General features: G+C 64.4%; 22 protein-coding genes. 4 read left to right on the top strand and 18 right to left on the bottom strand.

The features are described from left to right. Nucleotides 1-40: 40 nt before the first annotated feature. The gene (locus tag RJQ10_RS13510) at nucleotides 41-370 is read right to left on the bottom strand and encodes a hypothetical protein (RefSeq protein WP_350147453.1); all 330 of its coding nucleotides are present in this window, start codon (nucleotides 368-370) and stop codon (nucleotides 41-43) included. A gap of 175 nt (nucleotides 371-545) precedes the next feature. Between RJQ10_RS13510 and RJQ10_RS13505 the strand changes: the two genes are divergently transcribed. Continuing rightward, complete coding sequence (locus RJQ10_RS13505) at nucleotides 546-1,136, top strand: DUF502 domain-containing protein (protein ID WP_350147451.1); 591 nt, start codon at nucleotides 546-548, stop codon at nucleotides 1,134-1,136. A 12-nt stretch (nucleotides 1,137-1,148) separates the two neighbouring features. Here the strand turns inward: RJQ10_RS13505 and RJQ10_RS13500 are convergent, their stop codons facing one another. The 17 genes from RJQ10_RS13500 to gyrA all read right to left on the bottom strand — a co-directional run bounded on the left by RJQ10_RS13500 (nucleotide 1,149) and on the right by gyrA (nucleotide 20,042). After that, nucleotides 1,149-2,024: a LysR family transcriptional regulator gene (locus RJQ10_RS13500; RefSeq protein ID WP_350147449.1), complete on the bottom strand. Its 876-nt coding sequence runs from the start codon at nucleotides 2,022-2,024 to the stop codon at nucleotides 1,149-1,151. Nucleotides 2,025-2,070: 46 nt separating this feature from the next. Then, complete coding sequence (locus tag RJQ10_RS13495; protein ID WP_350147447.1) at nucleotides 2,071-3,030, bottom strand: DHH family phosphoesterase; 960 nt, start codon at nucleotides 3,028-3,030, stop codon at nucleotides 2,071-2,073. Nucleotides 3,031-3,052: 22 nt separating this feature from the next. Next, a complete protein-coding gene (locus RJQ10_RS13490; RefSeq protein ID WP_350147445.1) occupies nucleotides 3,053-5,107 on the bottom strand; it encodes a polysaccharide biosynthesis protein in 2,055 nt (684 codons plus the stop codon). A 76-nt stretch (nucleotides 5,108-5,183) separates the two neighbouring features. Beyond that, entirely contained in the window at nucleotides 5,184-6,236 is a 1,053-nt protein-coding gene (locus RJQ10_RS13485; protein ID WP_350147443.1) for an MraY family glycosyltransferase, read from the bottom strand. After that, nucleotides 6,167-7,105 carry an NAD-dependent epimerase/dehydratase family protein gene (locus RJQ10_RS13480; RefSeq protein WP_350147441.1) on the bottom strand — a complete coding sequence of 313 codons (939 nt, stop codon included), beginning with the start codon at nucleotides 7,103-7,105 and terminating at the stop codon, nucleotides 6,167-6,169. Before RJQ10_RS13480 ends, RJQ10_RS13485 begins: the two co-directional genes overlap by 70 nt. 144 nt (nucleotides 7,106-7,249) lie before the next feature. After that, entirely contained in the window at nucleotides 7,250-7,627 is a 378-nt protein-coding gene (locus RJQ10_RS13475) for a ComEA family DNA-binding protein (RefSeq protein WP_350147439.1), read from the bottom strand. A 101-nt stretch (nucleotides 7,628-7,728) separates the two neighbouring features. Further along, nucleotides 7,729-8,430: an orotidine-5'-phosphate decarboxylase gene (pyrF, locus tag RJQ10_RS13470; RefSeq protein ID WP_350147437.1), complete on the bottom strand. Its 702-nt coding sequence runs from the start codon at nucleotides 8,428-8,430 to the stop codon at nucleotides 7,729-7,731. Nucleotides 8,431-8,462: 32 nt separating this feature from the next. Further along, a complete protein-coding gene (gene lapB / locus RJQ10_RS13465) occupies nucleotides 8,463-9,665 on the bottom strand; it encodes a lipopolysaccharide assembly protein LapB (protein ID WP_350147435.1) in 1,203 nt (400 codons plus the stop codon). Further along, nucleotides 9,658-9,963 (bottom strand): lipopolysaccharide assembly protein LapA domain-containing protein, encoded by a 306-nt coding sequence (locus RJQ10_RS13460; RefSeq protein WP_350147433.1) that lies wholly within the window; start codon nucleotides 9,961-9,963, stop codon nucleotides 9,658-9,660. The genes lapB and RJQ10_RS13460 overlap by 8 nt, the downstream gene beginning before the upstream one ends. Nucleotides 9,964-9,995: 32 nt before the next feature. Then, on the bottom strand, nucleotides 9,996-10,292 hold the full coding sequence (gene ihfB / locus RJQ10_RS13455) for an integration host factor subunit beta (protein ID WP_350147431.1): 297 nt from the start codon (nucleotides 10,290-10,292) through the stop codon (nucleotides 9,996-9,998). A 155-nt stretch (nucleotides 10,293-10,447) separates the two neighbouring features. Next, nucleotides 10,448-12,118, bottom strand: a complete 1,671-nt coding sequence (gene rpsA, locus RJQ10_RS13450) for a 30S ribosomal protein S1 (protein WP_350147429.1) — start codon at nucleotides 12,116-12,118, stop codon at nucleotides 10,448-10,450. A 160-nt stretch (nucleotides 12,119-12,278) separates the two neighbouring features. Next, nucleotides 12,279-12,959 (bottom strand): (d)CMP kinase, encoded by a 681-nt coding sequence (gene cmk, locus RJQ10_RS13445; RefSeq protein ID WP_350147428.1) that lies wholly within the window; start codon nucleotides 12,957-12,959, stop codon nucleotides 12,279-12,281. Then, nucleotides 12,959-14,263, bottom strand: coding sequence for a 3-phosphoshikimate 1-carboxyvinyltransferase (gene aroA, locus RJQ10_RS13440; protein WP_350147426.1), 1,305 nt, complete (start codon nucleotides 14,261-14,263; stop codon nucleotides 12,959-12,961). Before aroA ends, cmk begins: the two co-directional genes overlap by 1 nt. 28 nt (nucleotides 14,264-14,291) lie before the next feature. Further along, the gene (locus RJQ10_RS13435; RefSeq protein ID WP_350147424.1) at nucleotides 14,292-15,218 is read right to left on the bottom strand and encodes a prephenate dehydrogenase/arogenate dehydrogenase family protein; all 927 of its coding nucleotides are present in this window, start codon (nucleotides 15,216-15,218) and stop codon (nucleotides 14,292-14,294) included. A 2-nt stretch (nucleotides 15,219-15,220) separates the two neighbouring features. Further along, the gene (gene pheA, locus RJQ10_RS13430) at nucleotides 15,221-16,339 is read right to left on the bottom strand and encodes a prephenate dehydratase (RefSeq protein WP_350147422.1); all 1,119 of its coding nucleotides are present in this window, start codon (nucleotides 16,337-16,339) and stop codon (nucleotides 15,221-15,223) included. A gap of 16 nt (nucleotides 16,340-16,355) precedes the next feature. After that, entirely contained in the window at nucleotides 16,356-17,435 is a 1,080-nt protein-coding gene (serC, locus tag RJQ10_RS13425; RefSeq protein WP_350147420.1) for a 3-phosphoserine/phosphohydroxythreonine transaminase, read from the bottom strand. A 39-nt stretch (nucleotides 17,436-17,474) separates the two neighbouring features. Then, nucleotides 17,475-20,042, bottom strand: a complete 2,568-nt coding sequence (gyrA, locus tag RJQ10_RS13420; RefSeq protein WP_350147418.1) for a DNA gyrase subunit A — start codon at nucleotides 20,040-20,042, stop codon at nucleotides 17,475-17,477. Nucleotides 20,043-20,328: 286 nt separating this feature from the next. Between gyrA and RJQ10_RS13415 the strand changes: the two genes are divergently transcribed. The 3 genes from RJQ10_RS13415 to RJQ10_RS13405 are packed head-to-tail and all read left to right on the top strand — an operon-like array spanning nucleotide 20,329 to nucleotide 23,050. Further along, nucleotides 20,329-21,660, top strand: a complete 1,332-nt coding sequence (locus tag RJQ10_RS13415; RefSeq protein WP_350147416.1) for a TRZ/ATZ family hydrolase — start codon at nucleotides 20,329-20,331, stop codon at nucleotides 21,658-21,660. Then, nucleotides 21,657-22,373 carry a bifunctional 2-polyprenyl-6-hydroxyphenol methylase/3-demethylubiquinol 3-O-methyltransferase UbiG gene (gene ubiG / locus RJQ10_RS13410; protein ID WP_350147414.1) on the top strand — a complete coding sequence of 239 codons (717 nt, stop codon included), beginning with the start codon at nucleotides 21,657-21,659 and terminating at the stop codon, nucleotides 22,371-22,373. Before RJQ10_RS13415 ends, ubiG begins: the two co-directional genes overlap by 4 nt. Next, entirely contained in the window at nucleotides 22,370-23,050 is a 681-nt protein-coding gene (locus RJQ10_RS13405) for an HAD family hydrolase (RefSeq protein ID WP_350147413.1), read from the top strand. The genes ubiG and RJQ10_RS13405 overlap by 4 nt, the downstream gene beginning before the upstream one ends. Nucleotides 23,051-23,065 lie beyond the last annotated feature (15 nt).

Here is a 23,065-nt window from a genome sequence, read left to right as displayed (position 1 = left end):
GGGGCGGCTGCAGCGGGTCATGCCCGTATCCAGACCGGCTTCAGTGATTCAGCATCACCGTGTCGATTCCCTCAAAGCCGCCCAGGTGCAGGGCGAGGCCATTCCGATCCTGGAAGCGCACCGCATCGCCCTCCACCAGGCAGCTGACGACCAGCCTCTCGCCCTCCGCGGGCACCACCATAATACGCATCTCATCGGGGCCTTTGCGACGCTTGATTCCGATCAGCTTGCTGCGCGCACTGTCTCCCAGAGCCGCCTCAATACCGGCCTTGCACAACACGAGACCGCGGCTGTCATCCCGCGCCGCCAGGGACGCCAAAGAAGTAGAAGCCAGAACCATACCCATAATCATTGCTGTCAACGTTTTCATAAAATTCCCTCCTTCAGGGTTATGGGACCTATCTTACACCTACCCATTTTTAGCGGAACTGCCCGATATTGCTCTATAGCGCTGCATTTTTGGGCAGGATGGCGAGTCACCGGCTGCCGCCGCAGGCATGGTTGTGTTGTACACTGCCAGCTTCATTCGCGTGCAGGAACAGACCATGAAACGCCTGGCTTCACTTACCTTGCAGGGACTGGTGGCAGTTCTACCGGTGGGCCTGACTGTGTACCTGATCTACTGGCTGCTGCTGACCATGGAGAGTATCGCGGGGACTGCCCTGCGTACGCTGCTGCCTCGGGACTGGTATTTCACGGGCCTGGGATTGCTGTCAGCGCTGATGCTGTTGGCACTGGTTGGCCTGCTGGTCAATGCCTACGCAATCCGCCATCTGCTCCGGCTCGGCGATACGTTGCTCAGCAGCATCCCGCTGGTGAAGTCCGTGCACGGGGCCATCCAGGATGTATTGCGCGCCTTCAGCATCGTGGACAAAAAGCAGGCGGACTCGGTGGTGCTGGTGGAATTGCAGGAGAACATGCGCCTGATAGGGTTCGTGACCGCCCGGTTTCCGCCGGGGAAATTGCGGGGCGCACATGGAGAAAACATCGTCGGCGTGTATCTGCCGATGAGCTACCAGCTGGGTGGCTACACCGTCTATCTCCCTGCGGAGAATTTGCAGCGCCTGGATATCAGCGTTGAGGAAGCCATGCGTATCGCTGTGACAGGGGGTATCCAGAGTCCAGGCAGTGATTGAACCTGCCGACGTTCAGCGCGTATCCAGCTGCGGGGCCACCTTGGCGAACTCTTCGGCGATCACCTCGCGCAACCGGCGCAAACGGGCGCTCAAACGCAGGTCGCGGTGGGTGAGCACCCAGATGTTGGTACTGTGCACTGTGGAGGCTCCCGGCACTTTAACCAGGTCCCGCTGGCCGTAGGCCAGAAAACACGGCATGAACACCAGGCCCATACGACACCTGGCCGCCATTTGCATCAGACTGAGGTCGCTGATCGAGTGGCGCACGGGGAGATCCGGGTGCTGGGTCTGCTGCAGCCAGGTCTCGCGCTGCCCCGCCGGATAACGACCGACCCAGGACAGGTGGGAAACATCACCGGGGTCGTCCGTGCGCAGCAGATCGCGATGGACATAGGTCGAGGCACTGAGCGGGCAGAGCAGGCGGCCAATAAGGTAGTCTGGCGGCTTGCTGGCCGCCGGCATTACGCGGATAGCGATATCGGCCTCCCGCCGGCTCAGGTCCAGCGGGATGCCGCCTGGCACCAGCTCCAGCTCTATCCCGGGGTACTCTTCCGCGAATCGGGCCAGCCGCGCCATGAGGAATTCCACCCGGTCCGGCATGGTCAGGCGGATGCTGCCTTCCAGGTCCTGATCGGCCCCGGTGATCCGGCGCTCAGCGGCCAGCGCCAATTCCTCGATATGCTCCGCCGTCGGCAACAGGGCTTCCGCCGCTGCCGTCATCCGGTAACCATCGGGTGTCCGATCAAACAGCTGTGCTCGAAGCGCACGCTCCAGCTCGTCGAGGCGGCGGGTAATCGTGGAATTACTGACCTTGAGCTCCTGGGCAGCGCCTCGCGCGGAACCACGCCGCGCCAGCGCCAGCAGGACTTTCATATCATCCCAGTCCATGGTGTTCCCCCCGAAAACAGGCTGAACCCTCTGACCCGGCTACCGGTCAGGCATAGAATGCCGCAATGCGGGCGATGAACTGCGGCAGCTGATTCGCTGGCAGTTCATTGATTCCCGCGGCCGCGGCGCGACCTCCGCCCGTGGGAAACTCCCGACACAGGACATCCGCACCGGACTTGTTGTTGAGTGGTGCGCGCACGCTGACGAGATAGTTGCCATCCTGCCGGAGGGTCACTACCGCATGGGCACGGACCGGATCGCTGTTGGCCAGGTCGTTGCCGAACACGCCACTCACCCGCCGCGCCCAGGCGGCATCAGGCAGCAGGTACACCGCCGCTGCTGCGTCCCGGTACTCGGGCGCGAGAGCAGCCGCCGCTGCCATATCCTCCCGGTAGCCAGTCTCAAGACGCTCGAAGTGTGCCCGCCCTTCGGCCATGAACGCAAACGGGTCGTCAAACTGGCTCAGCAGGCGATAGAGGTCCGCCGGTGCAAAATGCAAATCCTCGAGGGATGGCCCGTAGCCGTTATAGTTGATGTAAATACCCAGCTGCTCCAGCTGCAGCAACTGCGTTTCGCCGAGCCCCAGCGGCCGCGCCAGGCGCAGCGCGCTGTCCCGAAGGTTGTCGCCAAAGGCACCCGCCGCGGCCCAGGCCGGGAAAGCACCGTGGAGATGGCCGTTAACCAGCAGGCTGGTACAGACATCCGGGGCGGGATTGATCAGGGTTTTCAGTCGCGCGTCCCGGGGAATCTCACCGGCAAAGTGGTGGTCGCAGTAGAACACATCCGCACCCGCCTCAAGCAGGCGCTCCAGATCGCTCCGATTCTTGTCCAGGGACACATCCAGCACCGTGACCTGAGAGCCCTGCCCGGCTTTCACCTGCCGCAGCAGGGAAATATCCCGTTTGACCCCGGTCACCAGCACCGCATCGCGGGGCTGGGCCCGACGCAACTGCACCAGCGCGCAGATTCCGTCGGCGTCGCCGTTGAAGACGTCGTAGTGTTGCATTCGATAACCTTAGTAGAGAACCTCAGGATTTTTCCGGGAACAGCTCCTGGACGTTGGAGAGACCGACAACGACCGAGCCGATCTTGGGTTTCGGCTTGGACTTGGTCAGCAGGGGCCGACCGGCCAAACCCTGCTTGCGCCAGACGTGGTCGTAACGCACCTCGTGACTATTGAAACCGCTGACCACCGCGTTGAGCACTTCGGTAATACCCGCGCAATCCATGCTGTCGCAATGCTGTTTCAGCTCGGTCAGCATGCGGTGGATCTGGCCGTAGGACAGGCACTCCTCTTCGGCGCGCATGATCATGGGGTGGCCGGTTCCAGTGACGTTACTGCCCAACAGCAGCTCCTCACGCAATTTTTCACCCGGGCGCAAACCAATGAACTCAATCTGTATATGATCATGGGCGTGACTGTCGTGCTGCATCTCATACCCACTCAGGCGGATCATGCGCCGCGCCAGGTCAACGATACGCACCGGCTCGCCCATGTCCAGCACGAACACATCGCCGCCGGTACCCATGGCTCCAGCCTGCAGTACCAGCTGAGCCGCTTCCTGTATGGTCATGAAGTAGCGCGAAACCTCCGGATGGGTGACCGTCACCGGGCCGCCGCATTCAATCTGCTCCCGAAACAGCGGCACAACCGAGCCAGAGGAGCCGAGCACATTGCCAAACCTGACCATGCAGAAACGGGTGCGGGTCTCCCGCTGCGCCAGGCCCTGCAGCACCATCTCCGCAAAACGCTTGGAAGCCCCCATGATGTTGGTGGGGCGCACCGCCTTGTCCGTAGACACCAGCACAAAGGTTTCCACGCCGGCCTTGCGTGCGGCCTCGGCGGCGAACCAGGTGCCGAACACGTTGTTGGCCACGCCCTCCGCGACGTTGTACTCCACCATCGGAACATGTTTGTAGGCTGCCGCATGGTAGACCGTCTGCACGGCGAAAGTACGGTAAACAGTCTCCAGGCGCCGCTGGTCCTGCACCGAACCGAGCAGCGCAACAATCTCCACATTGGAGCCCACGGCCTGCCCGATGTCGCGCAGCTCGCGCTCCACGCTGTAGAGCGCGTACTCGGAATTGTCCAGCAACACCAGCTCCCGGGGACCGGAAGTCAGAATCTGGCGGCAGAGCTCAGAGCCAATCGAGCCGCCGGCGCCGGTTACCATCACCACCTTGTCGGTGATGCAGCGGTCAATCAGCTCCGGGTGGGGCGGCACGGGGTCGCGTCCGAGCAGGTCATCAAGGTCGATATCCTGGATCTGGTTGACGCTGGCACGACCGGCCACCAGCTCACTGATCTTGGGCACCGTACGCACATGCACGGGCAGACCGACCAGGGAATTGATGATCTCCCGCCGCCGCTCGGATGACGCAGAGGGTATGGCCAGCAGAACCTGGGTGATGTTGTGCTCGCCGATGAGGCGCTTGATCTCTTCGGGCCTGGCCACCTGCAGGCCGTTGATTACCGAGTGCTGCAACCGCGGATCGTCGTCCACGAACACCACGGCGCGGTACTGGTCGCCGTGGTGCAGCGCAGTCAACAGCTGGCGCCCGGAATCACCGGCGCCGTAGATAATAACGTTGCGCGACAGGGATCTCAGCTTCGCCTGGTAGTAGGCGCGCACAGTGAGGCGTGTGCCACCGATCAGCAGGAGAGCGATAACCCAGTAGAAAAACGGCATGGCACGCGGGACGTCTGCCTGCAGCAGAAACACGGTGGACGCCAGGATCAGGGTCGAGTAGGTCACCGCGGTAATAACCGCCCAGATCGCCTGCTGCCCCATGAAGCGGATTACCGCCCGATAGAGGCCAAGCCGCAAGAAGATAATTGCGCTGATGACAATGGTCACGGCAGCGCACAGGAGCTCGATGGCACCCGGGGCAAAGTGGCTGTCGCTGTAGCGCAACGCAACTGCGCCCCACATGGCGGCGCTGACAAACACCATATCGAGCGCCAGCAGCAGCGCCTGCTTGATATTGCGGGGAAGTTCTACGAGTTTTTCCAGAGCATCACGTACGGTTCCCATCACCCGGGAAATCGCTTGCAGCACACCATCGCCAAGCCGATTCAGCAAATTTCCTCCCACTTCGGATGGTCGTGACAGGCCCGTTTGCAACCGGATTTTCTGGTCCAGGCCCCGATGCACAATACTACGGCAAAGCCCTCAATTTGACCATGCCAAGCAAAAGCGGAAGATATGCCAAAATTACCAAGAAAAGCTGGAATTCCGGCCAGCGCCAGATCGTCCACGCCAGAGGAAACAACCACGCTGCATTGAGCGCAATGAGCAAAAAGTCGACCGCCCGATGCGAACCCCAGTGCCTGCCCAGGCGCTGATAGGCATGCTCGTTGTGCGCCTCCAGTAATCGCTCACCCCGCCACCATCGAGCCAGCAGGGTACAACTGGCATCGGAGATGAATCCAGCCAGCAGAACCAGCCAGCAGCCCAGCGGCAGTGCGCCAGAGCCGGCGCCGTAGACGGCGAGGCCACCAAGCAGGAAGCCGAGCGGGATACTGCCGGCATCGCCCATGAACAGCCGCGCGGGTGGCCAGTTCCAGGCCAGGAATCCCAGCTGGCACCCGGCCAGCAAGGCACAGAACAGTGCGAACACCGGATCACCGCCGAAAAAAGCCAGCAGAGCGGCACTGCCCGCGGCGAGCAAGCACTGCAGAGACGCCAGACCGTCCATCCCGTCCATGAAGTTGTAGAGATTCAACAACCACAGCAGGCCCGCGAGCAGTGCCGGCCACATCAGCCAGCCGGGGATTGGCGCAAACGCGATGAGATCCGGCCCCAGGCCCCAGAGCAGCGCGGCACAGCAAGCCGCATAGATTCCCAGCCGCAAACGAGCCGGAAGGTTAAAGCGATCGTCGGCCAGGCCCACCAGCATCAGCACCGGGGAGAGGATCAGCAGCCACCAGTATGGCGCCGACCAGGTGACCCCGCCGCCGCCGGCAACGGCAACCGACAGTACCAGGGCAAGGATAATACCCACGCCGCCGCCACTGGGGGTTGCCCGGGTGTGCGAGCTGCGATGCCCGGGGTGGTCCAGCAACGCCCCGCGCCGCGCCAATCGCAGCCAGAGGCCGCACAACAGGACCGCGGCCAGTGGCGCGACAAGGATTGCCGGGATCATCGCGCCGCTACCGGGCGTGCGACCATCGCGGGAGCCACGCTGGCGAGGGTCTGGCGGGGCCGCCACCGGGTTTCCCGCAGCAGGGCATGATTGTCATACCGCTCAGCGCCGAACAGCTTGCCAAAACTGCTGCCCGGCGGCTGGCGCCGCAGAATATCCAGCACCGCGGCCAGGACCCGCCAGCACCAGGCGGGCAACTGGCGCTCGCCACTGCGCCCCAGGGCCTCGCGCAACAACACATACACCTGACGCGTGGTGTACGCCTCCCCATCGGTGATTATCCAGGTGTGCACCCCCTGCTGCACCTCCTGCGGCAGCAGCAGCAACAGCTCCGCGAGATCCTGGTTACTGACCATGGAGCGGGCACCCCCCTCGGGCGGCAGCGGTAAACCCCAGCGGGCTGCCCGCAGCAGCCACTGCAGGTTGCCACGGGGACAGGGACCATAGACCAGCGCGGGTCGCAGGATTACCACGGTCATGGCGCTGCCCGCAAACTGTTCCCGCAGTGCGCATTCAGCGCGCCACTTGGAAAGTGCATAGGCTCCCACCGGGGTAGCGACCTCGCTCTCCTGCCGGGCGGCACACCCGGCGGCAGGTCCCATTGCCTTGACGCTGCTCAGAAAGACAAACAGTCGGACTCCGGCACGCTCCGCGGCGCTGGCCAGGGCGAGGGTTGCCCGGTAGTTGATCTCCGCATACAGTTGCGCGGGAGCCTGCTGGTGGGCAATACCGGCGAGGTGGTAGACCACATCCACACCCTCCAGCAGCTCCGCGGCTACGGCGCCCTGGCGGAAGTCCACGGAGAGGGTCGCACGTCCGCCCGCGAGCGTGCCGCCACCGGCGCTCAGCGGGACAAAGGCAAGCCCCGCAGCCGACAACTGCCGACACAGTTCGCTGCCTATGTATCCTGTCGCACCGGTCACCAGCGCTTTCATACCCACCTCACCGTGAACACCTGCACCGCCGACGACATGTTGCCTGGATTCCTGTTGCCTGACTCGCTGCCCGGCCCGGCGGGCGAGCCGCGAAAGGATATGAAAAAGGGGCCTGAGGCCCCTTATGATACGGATGCCCACAGCCTATTCCAGTGTTATAACAGCACGGTTTTTGTCCAGCGTCGCCTGGCCGATGCCCTTCACATCAGCCAGCTCCTCCACGGCCCCAAAGGGGCCGTAGGTTTCCCGGTAGCGAATGATATCTTCCGCCCGGGACAGGCCAACCCCTTGCAGCCCGGCCGCCAGGCTGGCGGCGTCCGCGGTGTTGATGTTGACCGTCCGGGCCTCGCCCGCTGCGGCGACGACGGGAGGCTCAGTGGCGATTTCCGCCAGCACCGGACCGGGCGCCAGGCCCAGACCCAGGACCACGGCCAGCAACGGCGCGCAGCAGCGGAGTTTCAGCGGGCGACCGGCCAAGCCGGCCCCCGCAACAGCTTGAGGTGATTTTTCGAGGTATGTCATGGCGTAATCTCCGTTTACGAGGCGGCATCCTTGCGCATCCGTATCGGGAATCAGTGTAGCAAGCGCCAGGAGTAAACGAACGCCAATGGCCGCATTTGATGCTACGCGGGGGCGAGGCCTAGCTCGGACCGCACACGCTGCAGCGCTGCCAGCGGATCCCTGGCCCCGGTGATTGAGCGACCGATGACCAGGTAATCGGCCCCCAGCTCACGGGCGTCGGCCGGAGTGACCACCCTGCGCTGATCTCCCGGAGAATCCCCCGCCAGGCGAATCCCCGGTGTCACCAGACAAAAACCACTGCCGTGCTGGCGCCGGAGCAACGGCGCCTCCACCGCTGAGCAGACCACCCCCTGCAGCCCACAGTCGGCGGCCAGCGCGGCCAGGCGCTGCACCCGCTGCAGTGCGGTCTCGACGTAGCCCAGCTCGGCGAGGTCCTCGTCTGTCATGCTGGTCAGCACGGTGACGCCAATCAACAAGGGGGGCTGACCGTGGGATTTCAGGGCGTTGGCCGCCGCCTCCATCATCCGGCGCCCTCCGCTGGCATGCACATTGACCATCCACACCCCGAGATCGGCGGCGGCCTGCACGGCACCGGCAACGGTGTTGGGAATATCGTGGAACTTGAGGTCAAGGAATATATCGAAGCCCATGTCCTGTAGCGCGCTGACCAGACCGGGGCCGGCGCGGGTGAACAGTTCCTTGCCGATCTTCAGCCGGCACAGGTCGGGGGACAGTTGCTCGGCCAGCGCCAGTGCGGCGGCAGCCTCGGCGTAATCCAACGCCACCAGGACGGGGGAATCCATGCTCACTCTACCTTGGTCTTGGGCGGCAGCAGTCAATCGACACGGTTGCCGCGGATGGATTTGACGGTACCCCAGTGCTTGCAGCCGGGGCAGAACCAGTGCAGCTGACGCCCGGCGAAGCCGCAGTGGCTACAGCGATAGGTGGGACGTTCCGCGAGAAGGCGCTCCACCAGGCGCGCCAACAGGCTCAGGTTGTCCCTGATCTGCCCTTCAGTATTGCCCATCTGCAGGGCAATCAAGCGGGACAGGCCGCGCAATGAGGGATATTTCGCCAGTTGCTCTGACAGAAACGTGGCCGATGCCTCGACGCCGGTGCTGTCGCGGATGTCGTCGGCCACCGCCAGCACCAGGGGAGCTGCCGGATTGGCTTGCAGGCACTCCTCGAGATACTCGCGCAGGGTGTGTTCTTCGCCCAGCGCACGGTAGGCTTCCTGCAGGGTGGGAATGGTTTCGGGAATGTAGTCGGGATCCTGCTGTCCGACCTTGCGCAGGGCCTTGATGGCCTGCCGGTGATTTCCCGTCTGGCATTCCAGTTCACCCAGCATCAACGAGGCCCGCACGCAGAGCCGGTCGTGGAGCAGCGCCTGCTGCAATTCCTTGCGGGCGCTCTGGACACTGCCCTGCTTGAGCAGCTCAGCTGCCAGCTCACAGTGGTAGTGCGCCAGTGCCACTGCTACCGGTTGCCGGTTGGCACCCAGCGGAACCGGCCCTGTCTGGCTGAGCAGGGACTTGCGCGGCAACAACGCGGTCGCAACCTCAATGGCGTTGGCCCACTCACGCTGGCTCTGGAAAATTTCCAGCAGGTGGCGTTGGCTGGCCCGGCGCTGCTCCGGCGAATCCTTGACCAGGTCCAGCAGCAGGCGCTCCGCGCGATCAAACAGCCCCGCGCTGATGTAGTCCCGCGCCAGCTCGAGGTGAGCCTGGTGCACCTGCTGCCGCGGCAGGCTGGGCCGGGCCAACAGGTTCTGGTGAATACGGATGGCGCGGTCCACCTCGCCCCGCTTGCGCAGCAGGTTGCCCAGCGCGATATGCGTCTCCAGAGTCTCGGTGTTGACCTCAAGGGCGTTGATAAAGGCGTCCACCGCGCCGTCCGGACGGCCGTCCAGCAGGTAGTTCAGGCCTTTGTAATACTGCCCGGGAAGATCGGTCGTGGCGATGTGGACACTGCGCCGTCCCAGCCACCAGCCGATGCCGATCGCAACAAACAGCAGCAGGAATACCAGCAGGTCATTCACCGTTTTTGATTCCGGCGACCCGCAACCTGTCCAGCTCCAGTTTGGATTTCTCCAGCTTGCGCCGGGCAATCGCCAGGCCACCGCGCAGGCGCAGGATAATGATGCTCGAGGCCAGCAAGCCCAACACGCCACCCAGGGCCAGCGCAGCCAGCAGCCAGAGGGCCAGGCTGCGGGGAGCGAACTCGTGGACAAGGAGATCCAGGGCCACCGGCTGGTGATTCTGCAGGGCAAACAGCACGCCCACCGCCACCATCGCCAGGATCACCAGCAGGGCAATCACCTTGCGCAACACGTTCATAAGCCTGCTCCCTTTCTACACCCTGCCCTCGTTCAGAACCCGGCCTGCAGGCCCAGGTTCACCCGCTCGCGCAACTCCTTGCCGGGCTTGAAATGGGGCACGTACTTGCCCGTGAGCTCGACGGTGTCCCCGGTCTTGGGATTGCGGCCCCGGCGCGGCTCGCGGTAGTGCAGGGAAAAACTGCCAAAGCCGCGAACTTCAATACGTTCACCGGCGGCCAGCGCTTCCGACATGTGTTCGAGAATGGTTTTGACCGCCAGCTCCACATCTTTCAGCGACAGCTGGGTCTGCCGGGCGGCGATCGCCTCGATCAGTTCACTTTTGGTCATTGTACCTCCGCCCCAGCACCATTCCGGGTCTCAGCCACCGGTGCACGCCATTTTGCAATTATTGTGACGCTGCCGGGACAATAGCGCAAGTTGTTATTTTATAACGAAAAAAGGCCCACCCGAGGGTGAGCCTTTCGACGCCGCCAGAGGCGAGCCTACTTTTCCATCTGGGCCTTGATCAGGTCGCCGATAGTACCCGGGGAAGAGGACTCCTCCTGGTCCTTCAGCGACTTGACCGCGTCCTTCTCGTCGTCGAAGTCCTTGGCCTTGATGGACAGGGCCAGGCCGCGGTTCTTGCGGTCGACGGAGATGATCTTGGCTTCAACGCTGTCACCGACCTTGAACAGGCTGCGGGCGTCGTCGACCTTGTCACGGCTGATGTCGGAGGCCTTGAGGATACCCTCGACCTCGTCCGCCAGCTTGACGGTCACGGACTTCGCGTCCACCTCGATAACTTCGCCGGTGACGATGGAGCCACGATCGTTCTCCGCCACGTAGCCGGAGAAGGCGTCGTCTTCAAGCTGCTTGATGCCCAGGGAGATGCGCTCGCGCTCGGGGTCGATGGAGAGGATAACCGTCTCGATTTCATCGCCTTTCTTGTAGTTGCGCACGGCCTCTTCGCCCGCTTCGTTCCAGCTGATGTCGGACAGGTGGACCAGGCCGTCGATGTTGCCTTCCAGGCCGATGAAAATGCCGAAGTCGGTAATCGACTTGATGCTGCCGGCAATCTTGTCGCCCTTGCTGTACTGCGAGGCAAATGCGTCCCAGGGGTTCTGCTGGCACTGCTTGATACCCAGCGAGATGCGGCGACGCTCCTCGTCGATATCCAGGACCATGACCTCGACCTCATCGCCCAGCTGGACGATTTTGGAGGGATGCACGTTCTTGTTGGTCCAGTCCATCTCGGACACGTGCACCAGGCCTTCCACACCTTCCTCCAGCTCGGCGAAGCAGCCGTAGTCGGTGAGGTTGGTAACGCGCGCCTTGACGCGGCTGCCTTCGGGGTAGCGATTGGTGATTTCCACCCAGGGATCCTCGCCCAGCTGCTTGAGGCCGAGGGACACGCGATTGCGCTCGCGGTCGAACTTGAGGATCTTGACGTCGATTTCCTGGCCCACTTCGACGATCTCGGAGGGGTGCTTGATGCGCTTCCAGGCCATATCGGTAATGTGCAGCAGACCGTCGACACCGCCGAGGTCCACAAACGCACCGTAGTCGGTGAGGTTCTTGACGATGCCCTTGACGGACATGCCTTCCTGCAGTGACTCCAGCAGGGCCTCGCGCTCCACGCTGTTGGCCGCTTCCATCACCGCGCGGCGGGAAACCACCACGTTGTTGCGCTTCTGGTCAAGCTTGATGACCTTGAATTCGAGTTCCTTGTTCTCCAGGTGCGCGGTGTCGCGAACCGGGCGCACGTCGACCAGCGAGCCGGGCAGGAACGCGCGGATGGTGTTGATATCGACGGTAAAGCCACCCTTGACCTTGCCGTTGATGACACCCTTGACCACTTCGTCCGCCTCGTGCGCGGCTTCGAGTTCTTTCCAGGACTCGGCGCGCTTGGCTTTCTCGCGGGACAGCTTGGTCTCACCGAAACCGTCTTCCACGGTTTCCAGGGCGACCTGGACCTCATCGCCAATGCTCAGCGAACAATTGCCGGCGGCGTCGAGGAATTGGGCACGAGGAATCACGCCTTCAGACTTCAGGCCTGCGTGGACGGTGACCCACTCGTTATCGATGTCGATGACCACGCCGGTAACAATGCTGCCGGGCTCCATTTCGACGGTTTTCAAGCTTTCTTCAAACAGTTCAGCGAAGGATTCGCTCATTACACATTACCTGTCAGTGAGATTACGGCGGAAATCCGCCTTGCCGCGCCTCCAGCTGGCACGGGTCATCCAGTTAAACCACCCCTGTGCCACTTCTGGACCCGGCACCGGGGCAGTACTTGCAAGCCATTGTCGCCTCGGCAATCAACGGCGAGTGAGATCAGGCCAGGCCCCTCTCACGCGCCGCTGCCATTACTGCGGTGAATACATCGGCAATCGGCATGTGACTGCTGTCGATGACAATGGCGTCCTCTGCGGGGACCAGCGGGGATACGGCGCGGCCGCTGTCGCGCGCGTCCCTCTCCTCGATGTCCCGAAGAAGGCGCGGGAGACTAACATTTTCTCCCTTTTCGAGCAACTGCCGGTAGCGGCGCTGTGCCCGCTCTGCAGCGCTGGCGGTGAGGAAGATTTTCAGGGGGGCCTCGGGAAACACTACCGTGCCCATGTCGCGGCCGTCCGCCACCAGGCCCGGCGGGCGCAGGAACTCGCGCTGGCGCTGCAGCAGGGCCTCACGCACTGCGGGAATGGCCGCCACCGTGGAGGCCCCCCTCCCGCCCTCTTCGGTGCGGATTTCACGGCTGACGTCCATGCCTTTATAGATCACCCGCACCTCGCCGTTGGCATCGGTGACGAATTCGACCTGCAGGTGGCGGGCCACCTGCGTCACCGCCGGCGCATCCTCCCAGGCGATGCCCTCCAGCACGCAGGCCTGGCCGGTCACGCGATAGAGCGCGCCACTGTCGAGAAAATGCCAGCGCAGGGAATCCGCCAGCAGATGACTGAGCGTGCCCTTGCCGGCGCCGCTGGGGCCGTCCACCGTGATCACCGGCACTGCAGGCATCAATCGACCCGGGCCGAGATCTGCAGACCCAAGCCCCGGGCGAGGGCATCAAAACCCGGAAACGAGGTGCCCACATGGTCGCAGTCGAGGATGCGGATCTCGGCGCTGGCGCGCAGGGCCGCGACGGCGAATGACATGGCGATCCGGTGATCGTGGTAGGTGTGGATGACCCCGCCCCCGAGGACCCCGCCTTCTATGATGATCCCGTCCTCCAGCACCTCATTGTGCACGCCGAGCGTGGTCAGGCCCTCTGCCATGGCAGCAATGCGGTCGCTCTCCTTGACCCGCAGCTCCTCGGCGCCACGCAGCACGGTGCGGCCACTGGCGCAGGCAGCGGCGATGAACAGGGCCGGGAACTCGTCAATGGCCAGGTGCACCTGGTCGCGGGGAATCTCGATACCGTGCAGCGGCGCATACCGTACATGGATATCGGCGACCGGCTCCCCCCCGACCTCGCGGTGGTTCTTGAGGGTTATATCGGCACCCATCAGGCGCAGGATATTGATTACCCCGATGCGGGTTGGGTTGATGCCGACGTGAGTCAGCAGCAGATCGGAGCCCGGAGCGATACTGGCCGCGACCAGGAAAAACGCCGCCGAGGAAATATCGGCGGGCACATCGATCTCCGTCGCCCGCAGGCGGCCACCGCCCTCCAGGCTGATCACGCCGCCCTCCCTGTGTACGGCATAGCCGAAGCCACGCAGCATACGCTCGGTGTGGTCGCGCGTCGGCGCCGGTTCGGTCACCGAGGTCCTGCCCTGCGCGTACAGGCCCGCCAGCAGCACACAGGATTTCACCTGGGCACTGGCCATGGGCAGGTCGTAGTGGATACCGCGGAGGGCCTGGCCACCGTGAACCCGCAGCGGCGGCCGACCCTCGGCCGAACCCTCAAGGCTCGCCCCCATCAGCCGCAGAGGGTCCATCACCCGCCCCATCGGGCGCTTGCGCAGGGAGGCATCGCCGGTCAACTCGCTGTCGAAGGCCTGCCCCGCCAGCAGACCTGCAATCAGGCGCATGCTGGTGCCGGAATTACCCATATCCAGCGGCGCGGACGGCGCCTGCAGACCGCCCAGGCCAACGCCGTGCACGGCCACCTCGCCATCCTCGGGACCTTCTATCGCTACGCCCATGGCCCGGAATGCCGCCACAGTCGCCAGGGCATCCTCCCCTTCGAGAAAGCCGCTGACCCGGGTCGTGCCCTCCGCGACCGCGCCGAGCATGATCGAGCGGTGAGAAATGGACTTGTCCCCGGGTACCCGCGCTTCGCCGCTGATGACACCGCCGGGCATTAACTGGAATTCCATGACTGGGCTCTCTCTGGGGTGGGTGGAGTCAGGCGGAGCGCTGGCCGCGGGCGGCCAGCTCTGCGGCAAAGGCGTCGCGGGCTTCCTTGGCGCGGTTGAAGGTTGCCAACAGAGCCTCCGCGTCCTGCTCATCGATGGCGGCGCGCAGCTGCTGTAGATGGTCACTGAACAGATCGATAGCCTGCAGCAGCGCTGGCCGGTTGGCAATGGCGATGTCCCGCCACATTACCGGGTCGCTGGAGGCAATGCGGGTAAAGTCGCGAAAGCCCCCGGCGGCGAAGCGAAAGATGTCGGCGCTGGCGTCGCTCCGGGACAGTGCGTCCACCAGCGCATAGGCGAGCACATGGGGCAAGTGACTGGTGGCTGCCAGGACCCGGTCGTGCTCCTCCACTGCCATGTCGATGACCTCCGCGCCAGTGCTGGCCCACATGGCCCGCACCAGCTCCACCGCGAGAGGGTCGTTGCCCGCAACCGGGGTCAGAATGACCCGGTGGTTAACGAACAGCCCGGCGTCGGCCGCGTCCACGCCGCTGCGCTCCGACCCGGCGATCGGATGGCCCAGCACCAGCCGCGGCGGCATACCGCCCCAGGCTGCCTCGGCGGCGCTGCGCAGATTGCCCTTGACGCTGGCGACATCGGTAATGACCGGCGGTTGGGCGCGCCCCTGCAAACGCGGCAGTATGCGTTCCAGCATCTGCGCCGCCACCAGAGTGGGGGTGGCTATTACCAGGATATCGGCGGCGTCCACCGCCTCTTCCAGGTCCAGGGTGTAGCTGTCGATAATCCCCAGCTCGACGCCCCGCTGCAGGGAGACTTCACGGTGGCCCCAACCGATGCAGCGACGGCAAAAGCCGTTGCCCCGGAGGGCCGCCGCCAGCGAGCCACCAATCAGCCCCAGCCCCAGCACAACGATCGTGGGGTTGCTCGCCGCCTGCTCCGATACCGGCTCGACCATGGCTAGAGCACCGCCCTGGGGTAGGAACCGAGCGGCTTCAACAGAATGGATTGTTCTTCCAGCTCGGCCACGATGCCGCGGATGGCCTCGTCCTGCATATGACCCTCGAATTCGATAAAGAATACATAGGCCCACTTCTCCGTGCGCGAAGGCCGGGTGTCGATCCGGGTCAGGCTGACACCGGCGCGGCGGAAGGGGTCCAGCAGGGTGAACAGGGCTCCAGGCTTGTTGCGGCTGGAGACGATCAGTGACGTCTTGTCGCGCCCGCTCGGGGGCACCTCCTCGCGGCCCACCACCAGGAACCGGGTGGTGTTGTCCGGGTAATCCTCGATGTGCTCGGCCAGTTTTTCCAGCCCGTACAGCTCCGCCGCCATGTCTCCCGCCACCGCGGCAACGCCGGGGGTGGTCGCCGCCAGCCGCGCGGCTTCGCCGTTGCTGCTGACCGCCTCCCGTTCGACCTTCGGCCAATGGCTGTCCAGCCAGTTGCGACACTGGGCCAGCGCCTGCTGGTGGGCACAGATTCGGGTGACCGACTCCTCGGTGGTACCCGGCGCCACCAACAGGTGGTGAACGATGCGCATTTCCACCTCGCCGGAAATCTTCAGCGGCGAATCCATGAAGTTGTCGAGGGTATGGCTGACCATGCCCTCGGTGGAATTCTCCACCGGCACCACTCCGTAGTTGCACTCCCCCGACTCGACCTGGGCGAATACGCTGTCGATGGTATTCTGGGGCACGCAGATGGCGGCATGGCCAAAATGCTTGAGGGCAGCAGCCTGGGTGAAGGTTCCCTCGGGGCCGAGGTAGCCGACCTGCAGGGGCCGCTCCAGCGCCAGGCAGGCGGACATGACCTCACGGAAAATGTGCGCAATCGCGGTCCCGGCCAGCGGACCCTCGTTGCGATCGATAATCCGCTGCAGGACCTGTGCCTCGCGCTCCGGCCGGTAGTAAACCACTTCGGTCGCGGCCTCACCCCGCTCCTGGGCCGCCAGTACCTCCGCCAGCTTGATTTCGGCGACGCGCTGGGCGCAGGCGGCTCGGCGCTGGATCAGCGCGTGAATTTCCCGGTCTATGGCGTCGATATCCGCCCTGACCTGATCGAGATCCCTGGTATCTGCCATCAACCCGCCCGCCGCCTCAGCCCTTGCGCTGCTCGAAATCCTGCATGAAAGCAATCAGGGCATCCACTGCCTCCTCCGGCACCGCGTTGTAGAGGCTGGCGCGCATTCCGCCCACTGAACGATGTCCGGCCAGATTGAGCAGACCAGCCGCTGTCGCCTCCTGGAGGAAAACCTTGTCCAGGGCGGCGTCCGCCAGGGTGAAGGGCACATTCATCAACGAGCGGCTGGGGATCTCCACCGGATTGGCGTAGAACGCGCTGTCATCAATCGCGGCGTACAACTTCTGCGCCTTGCGCCGGTTGATCTCCGCCATCGCTGCCAGACCGCCAAGATCCTTGAGCCAGCTGAACACCAGGTCGGCCAGGTACAGGGCAAAAGTTGGCGGCGTGTTGTACATGGAATCGTTGTCAGCCGCCGTCTTCCAGTCCAGCATGGCCGGGCAACTGGCACGCGAGCGGCCCAGCAGCTCGCGCCGCACGATCACCAGGGTCAGGCCCGCGGGACCGATATTTTTCTGGGCGCCGGCGTAGATGACCCCAAAGCGGGAGATATCCAGTGGCCGCGACAAAATCGTGGACGACATGTCCGCCACCAGCGGCGCCGCAACCTCGGGCACCCAGTGGAACTCCACCCCGCCGATAGTCTCGTTGGGCGTGTAGTGCAGGTACGCGGCGTCTGCGGCCAGTTGCCAGCTGTCGCGGGCGGGAATGGTGCTGAAATTGGTGTCCTCGGCGCTGGCAGCGACCCTGGCCGTACCGAAACGCTTGCCCTCGGCGATGGCTTTCTTCGACCACTGCCCGGTATTCAGGTAATCGGCGCTGCCACCCTCCGGCAACAGATTCAGCGGCACGGCGGCGAACTGGGTGCTGGCACCACCCTGCAGGAACAGCGCCGCATAGTCGTCGGGGATTGCCAGCAGCTCGCGCAGGGTGGCCTCGGCGTGCTCGGCAATGCCGACGAACTCGGCGCTGCGGTGGCTCATCTCCATGACGGACAGGCCGCGGCCATGCCAGTCCAGCATGTCGTTGCGTGCGGTTTCCAGCACCGGCACAGGCAGGGCTGCCGGGCCGGCGCAAAAGTTGTACAAACGGGTCATTGCGGGTCTTTCCTCAGATTGGCGGGAGCGCCGGACGCCTCACTCGGTGACGTCGTCCGCCCCATCAGTAGAATCGATTTCCGGTTCGGCGATACGTTCAACGCTGACCAGGAACTCGTCCGGCCGGGTGCGGATCACGCGTACGCCCTGGGTATTCCGCCCCAGCAGGGACACCTCTTCGGCACGCGTGCGCACCAAGGTGCCCTGGTTGGAGATCAGCATCAGTTCATCGCCATCGAACACCTGCACGGCGCCTACCAGGCGCCCGTTGCGCTCGCTGGTGGACATGGCGATAACGCCCATGTTGCCGCGACCCTTGGTCGGGAACTCCGCCGCTTCGGTGCGCTTGCCGTAGCCGTTTTCACTCACGGTAAGAATGCGGCCGCCCTCGCGCGGGACGATCAGGGAGATCAGCAGGTGGTCGCTACCCAGGCGAATACCGCGCACGCCGCGGGCGGTGCGCCCCATGGCGCGCACATCTTCCTCGCGGAAGCGCACTGCCTTGCCCTCGCTGGAAAACAGCATGACATCGCAGTTGCCATTGGTGATCGCGGTGCCGACGAGCACGTCGCCCTCGTCCAGCTCCAAAGCCCGCAGGCCGACGCTGCGCTGGCGGGAGAAATCGGTCAGCGCGGTCTTCTTCACCGTGCCGTTGGCTGTGGCCATGAAAATATACCAGCCCTCGGTGTACTCGTTGACCTGCAGGATGGAGGTCACCCGCTCGCCGTCTTCCAGCGGCAACAGGTTGACCATCGGCCGGCCGCGGGAATTACGCCCGGCCAACGGAATCTGGTACACCTTCAGCCAGTAGACCTTGCCCATGTTGGTAAAGCAGAGAATGGTGGCGTGGGTGCTGGCGATCAGCAGGTGCTCGACGAAGTCCTCGTCCTTTACCGCAGTGGCGCTGCGGCCGGTGCCGCCGCGGCGCTGGGCCTGGTAGTCTGACAGGGGCTGGGTCTTGGCGTAGCCGCCGTGGGAGATGGTGACCACCCGATCTTCCTCGGTGATCAGGTCCTCGACGGTGAGGTCGTGCTGGGAGGCGCTGATCTCGGTCAGGCGATCGTCGCCAAACTCGGTGACGATCTCCTCCAGCTCCTCGCGGATTACCAGCTTGAGACGCTCCGGATCGCCGAGGATTTCCAGGTAGTCGGCGATCTCGCGCAGTTTTTCATCGTACTCGTTGAGCAGCTTTTCGTGCTCCAGGCCGGTCAGGCGGTGCAGGCGCAAATCCAGAATGGCCTGGGCCTGTGCCGGCGACAGGTAGTACTGGCCGTCGCGAAGCCCGTAGTGGGGCTCCAGTTCATCCGGGCGGCAGGCGTCCTCCCCGGCGCGTTCCAGCATGCCAGTCACGTCCCCCGGCGACCAGGAGCGGGCGATCAGCCCCTCCCGCGCTTCGGCGGAGCTGGGGGAGGCCTTGATCAATTCGATAATGGGATCGATATTGGCCAGCGCCACCGCCAGGCCTTCCAGCAGGTGGCCGCGCTCGCGGGCCTTGCGCAGCAGGTAGACCGTACGCCGGGTCACCACCTCGCGGCGATGGCGGATAAAGGCTTCCAGGATCTGTTTCAGGTTCAGCAGTTTCGGCTGGCCATCGACCAGGGCCACCATGTTGATGCCGAACACGGACTGCAGCTGGGTCTGGGCATAGAGGTTGTTGAGGACAACATCGCCGATCTCGCCGCGGCGCAGCTCTATAACCACCCGCAGGCCGTCCTTGTCGGACTCGTCGCGCAGCTCGGAAATTCCCTCGATCTTCTTTTCCTTCACCAGCTCGGCAATGCGCTCGATCAGGCGGGCCTTGTTCAGCTGGTAGGGCAGCTCGTGGATGATGATGACATCGCGGCCTTTCTTCTCCTCGTGGATCACCTCCGCCTTGGCCCGGACATAGATGCGGCCGCGGCCGGTGCGATAGGCCTGGATAATGCCCGCGCGGCCGTTGATGATCGCACCCGTGGGGAAGTCCGGACCGGGAATATGGTCCATCAGCTCGTCGACCGTCAGGTCCGGGTTACCCATCAGGGCCAGGCAGCCGCTGACCACCTCGCGCAGGTTGTGCGGCGGGATATTGGTGGCCATGCCCACCGCGATGCCGGAGGAGCCGTTGATCAGCAGGTTCGGGACCCGGGTGGGCATCACCGCCGGAATCCGCTCGGTGCCGTCGTAGTTGTCTACAAAATCGACGGTTTCCTTGTCCAGGTCCGCGAGGATGGAGTGGGAAATCTTGCGCATGCGGATTTCGGTGTAGCGCATGGCGGCAGCGGAGTCGCCATCAACGGAGCCGAAGTTACCCTGGCCGTCCACCAGCATGTAGCGCATGGAAAAGGACTGGGCCATGCGGACAATGGTGTCGTAGACCGCTGAATCCCCGTGGGGGTGGTATTTACCGATCACATCACCGACGATCCGCGCCGACTTCTTGTAGCCCTTGTTCCAGTCGTTGTTGAGTTCGTTCATGGCAAACAGGACGCGCCGGTGTACCGGCTTGAGACCGTCGCGCACATCCGGGAGGGCGCGACCAACGATCACGCTCATGGCGTAGTCGAGGTAGGACTGCTTGAGCTCGTCCTCGATGTTGACGGGAAGAATTTCCTTGGCTAACTCACCCATGTACTACTGCTTCCTTTTATGCCTGCGATGAGCGCTCCGCGCGCGCTCTGCGGAACGTCTCCGGGCGGGTGCCCGGCGGCCGGTTGCGGACCTCAGCCAGCGCCCGACGCAAACCCGCAATTATACGGAAGAAGCCCGGCTGCCGCCATGTTTTTGCAGATTTTGGCGACCGTTCGGGCAGTGATCGGGGATTTCCGGTTATACTTGCGAACTCGCGAGTTGCGGCGGCCAACACCTGCCTGAAGGGGCGCCGACAGCGTTCACCATCACCCCGGGCCCAGACTGCATGACCGCGCTGCCAGACACTGTCGACACCCTCATCCACCCGGGCTGGATCCTGCCCATGGCGCCCGCCAACAGCGTGCTCGTGGACCACAGCCTGGCCGTGAGCGGCGGTCGCATCGTCGCCCTGGTGCCACGCCGGGAGGCGACCGCCATTGCCGCCCGCGACGTTTTCGAGCTGCCGGGCCACGCCCTGCTGCCCGGCCTGGTCAACGCCCACGGACACGCGGCCATGTGCCTGCTACGGGGCTACGCCGACGACCTGCCGCTCATGCCCTGGCTGGAGCAGCACATCTGGCCCGCGGAAGGTCGGCATGTCAGCGACGAATTTGTCAGCGACGGGGTGGAGCTCGCCATCGCCGAGATGCTGCGGGCCGGCACCACGACCTTCTCCGACATGTATTTCTTCCCCGACGCCTGTGCCCGGGTGGCCCAGGCCCGGGGCATGCGCTGCCAGATCACCTTTCCGATCCTCGATTTTCCCACGCCCTGGGCCCGGGATGCGGACGAATACATCAGCAAGGGCCTGGCCCTGCGGGACACCCTCAAGCACAGCAGCCTCGTCAGTCTGGGCTTCGGCCCGCACGCGCCCTACACGGTGAGCGAGGCCACCCTGGCCCGCGTCGCCACCCTCGCCGCGGAGCTGGATGTGCCGGTGCAGATCCACCTGCACGAAACACCAGGCGAAGTGCTGCAGGCGGTGGAGGCCAACGGCGAGCGGCCACTGGACAGCCTGCACCGCCTGGGCCTGCTGGGGCCGCGCACCCAGTGCGTGCACATGACCGACCTGGGAGACCAGGACATCGCCCTGCTGGCCGAGACTGGCGCCCACGTGGTGCACTGCCCGCAGTCCAACATGAAACTGGCCTCGGGCAGCTGCCCGGTGAGCAAGCTGCTGGCAGCCGGGGTCAACGTCGCCCTGGGCACGGACAGCGCCGCCAGCAACAACGACCTGAATCTGTTCGGGGAAATGCAGACCGCCGCCCTGCTGGCCAAGCTGGGTACGGGTGACGCCAGCGCCCTGCCCGCCGCCCGGGCACTGGCCATGGCCACCCTCGGCGGCGCTCGCGCCCTGGGGCTGGACGACCAGATCGGCAGCCTGGAGCCGGGCAAGCTGGCGGACATGATCGCCGTGGATCTCAGCGGCCCGGAGACCCAGCCGCTCTATAACCCCTTGTCACAACTCGTTTACGCCTGCAACGGCAGCCAGGTGACCCACAGCTGGATCGGCGGTGACCTGAAACTGCGCGACCGGCAACTGACCGGCTTTGATCTCGAAGCATTGGGCCAGCGTAGCAGACGCTGGCAGCAACGTATTACAGGAACCCATGCATGACCGCACAAGCGAACGTCGACCCCAGGGAAATCGCCAAGTTCGAGGCGCTGGCCTCGCGCTGGTGGGACCGCAACAGTGAGTTCAAGCCCCTGCACGACATCAACCCCCTGCGCGCCAACTATATCGACGAGCATTCGGCAGTCGCCGGCAAGACCCTGGTGGACGTGGGCTGCGGCGGCGGCATTCTGGCGGAATCCATGGCCCACCGCGGCGCCCGGGTGACCGGCATCGACATGGGCGAGGCACCGCTGGCAGTGGCGCGCATCCACCAGCTGGAATCCGGGGTGGATGTGGATTACCGCCAGACCACTGCGGAGGACCTGGCCGCAGAACAGCCGGCTCACTACGATGTGGTCTGCTGCCTGGAGATGCTGGAACATGTCCCGGATCCCGCTGCGGTGGTCGCCGCCTGTGCCGCGCTTGCGGCTCCCGGTGCCTCGCTGTACTTCTCCACCATCAACCGCAACCCCAAGGCCTTTGCGTTCGCGATCGTGGGCGCCGAGTACGTGTTGAAACTGCTGCCGGCAGGTACCCATGAATACAGCAAGTTCATCAAGCCTTCGGAGCTGGCGGCCTGGATTCGGGCTGCGGGGCTGAGCCTGGAGGGGATGACCGGCCTGGTCTACAACCCGTTCAGCAAGCAATATCGACTGCACCCCCGGGACGTTTCGGTCAACTATATGGTGCGGGCGGTGAAGCCCGCGGCAGCATGAAGCGCCCGGATCCGGCCGCGCTGAGGGCGGTCATCTTCGACCTCGATGGCACCCTGGTGGATACCGCCAGTGAATTCGTCGTGGTGGTGCAGGCACTGCGCGCGGAATTCGACCTGCCGCCGCTGGAGCCCGCACGCATCCGCGCCAGCGTCTCCAATGGCGCCCGCGCCCTGGTTACCCTCGCGCTGGGCACCCTGGAGACGGACCCGGCGTTCGAACAGCAGCGGCTGCGACTGCTGGACCTGTACAGTGAAGTACTGGGCAGCAGTGCCCGCCCCTACCCCGGCATCGAGGAGCTGCTGCAAGAACTGTCTAGCCGCGGTATCGGCTGGGGCGTCGCCACCAACAAACCGCGGGCCTACGCCGCGCCATTGATGAGCCGCCTGTCCCTGCAGCCACCCATGGGCAGCCTGGTCTGCCCCGATGACGTCGCCGAACGCAAACCCCACCCGGAGGCGCTGCTGCGCAATTGCCGCGAACTGGGCTGCCAGCCCGGGCAGGCCATTTATGTCGGTGATCACCAGCGCGATATCGAAGCCGGCCTGCGCGCCGGGATGTTCACCATCGCGGCGCTGTACGGCTATATTGAGGCGGACGATGACCCGGCCCTGTGGGGCGCCGATGCCAGCGCTGCCTGCAGCACCCATCTGCGGGACCTGATCCTGGCCCCCCACTGACCGCCAACGGAGCAC

The sequence above is a fragment of the Haliea sp. genome (assembly GCF_040222615.1).
Lineage (GTDB): Bacteria > Pseudomonadota > Gammaproteobacteria > Pseudomonadales > Halieaceae > Haliea.
The sequence above is the reverse complement of the archived record's forward strand: the minus strand, read 5'-3'. Positions and strand labels throughout refer to the sequence as shown.

Excerpts from the sequence above, each read along its gene's own strand:
- RJQ10_RS13415 (WP_350147416.1), top strand. The coding sequence starts at position 20,329 with ATGACCGCGCTGCCAGACACTGTCGACACCCTCATCCACCCGGGCTGG.
- gyrA (WP_350147418.1), bottom strand. The coding sequence starts at position 20,042 with ATGGGTGAGTTAGCCAAGGAAATTCTTCCCGTCAACATCGAGGACGAG.
- RJQ10_RS13435 (WP_350147424.1), bottom strand. The coding sequence starts at position 15,218 with ATGGTCGAGCCGGTATCGGAGCAGGCGGCGAGCAACCCCACGATCGTT.
- aroA (WP_350147426.1), bottom strand. The coding sequence starts at position 14,263 with ATGGAATTCCAGTTAATGCCCGGCGGTGTCATCAGCGGCGAAGCGCGG.
- RJQ10_RS13510 (WP_350147453.1), bottom strand. The coding sequence starts at position 370 with ATGAAAACGTTGACAGCAATGATTATGGGTATGGTTCTGGCTTCTACT.
- rpsA (WP_350147429.1), bottom strand. The coding sequence starts at position 12,118 with ATGAGCGAATCCTTCGCTGAACTGTTTGAAGAAAGCTTGAAAACCGTC.
- ubiG (WP_350147414.1), top strand. The coding sequence starts at position 21,657 with ATGACCGCACAAGCGAACGTCGACCCCAGGGAAATCGCCAAGTTCGAG.
- RJQ10_RS13460 (WP_350147433.1), bottom strand. The coding sequence starts at position 9,963 with ATGAACGTGTTGCGCAAGGTGATTGCCCTGCTGGTGATCCTGGCGATG.
- pyrF (WP_350147437.1), bottom strand. The coding sequence starts at position 8,430 with ATGGATTCCCCCGTCCTGGTGGCGTTGGATTACGCCGAGGCTGCCGCC.
- RJQ10_RS13475 (WP_350147439.1), bottom strand. The coding sequence starts at position 7,627 with ATGACATACCTCGAAAAATCACCTCAAGCTGTTGCGGGGGCCGGCTTG.
- RJQ10_RS13405 (WP_350147413.1), top strand. The coding sequence starts at position 22,370 with ATGAAGCGCCCGGATCCGGCCGCGCTGAGGGCGGTCATCTTCGACCTC.
- RJQ10_RS13500 (WP_350147449.1), bottom strand. The coding sequence starts at position 2,024 with ATGGACTGGGATGATATGAAAGTCCTGCTGGCGCTGGCGCGGCGTGGT.
- ihfB (WP_350147431.1), bottom strand. The coding sequence starts at position 10,292 with ATGACCAAAAGTGAACTGATCGAGGCGATCGCCGCCCGGCAGACCCAG.
- RJQ10_RS13480 (WP_350147441.1), bottom strand. The coding sequence starts at position 7,105 with ATGAAAGCGCTGGTGACCGGTGCGACAGGATACATAGGCAGCGAACTG.
- RJQ10_RS13495 (WP_350147447.1), bottom strand. The coding sequence starts at position 3,030 with ATGCAACACTACGACGTCTTCAACGGCGACGCCGACGGAATCTGCGCG.
- pheA (WP_350147422.1), bottom strand. The coding sequence starts at position 16,339 with ATGGCAGATACCAGGGATCTCGATCAGGTCAGGGCGGATATCGACGCC.
- RJQ10_RS13505 (WP_350147451.1), top strand. The coding sequence starts at position 546 with ATGAAACGCCTGGCTTCACTTACCTTGCAGGGACTGGTGGCAGTTCTA.
- serC (WP_350147420.1), bottom strand. The coding sequence starts at position 17,435 with ATGACCCGTTTGTACAACTTTTGCGCCGGCCCGGCAGCCCTGCCTGTG.
- cmk (WP_350147428.1), bottom strand. The coding sequence starts at position 12,959 with ATGCCTGCAGTGCCGGTGATCACGGTGGACGGCCCCAGCGGCGCCGGC.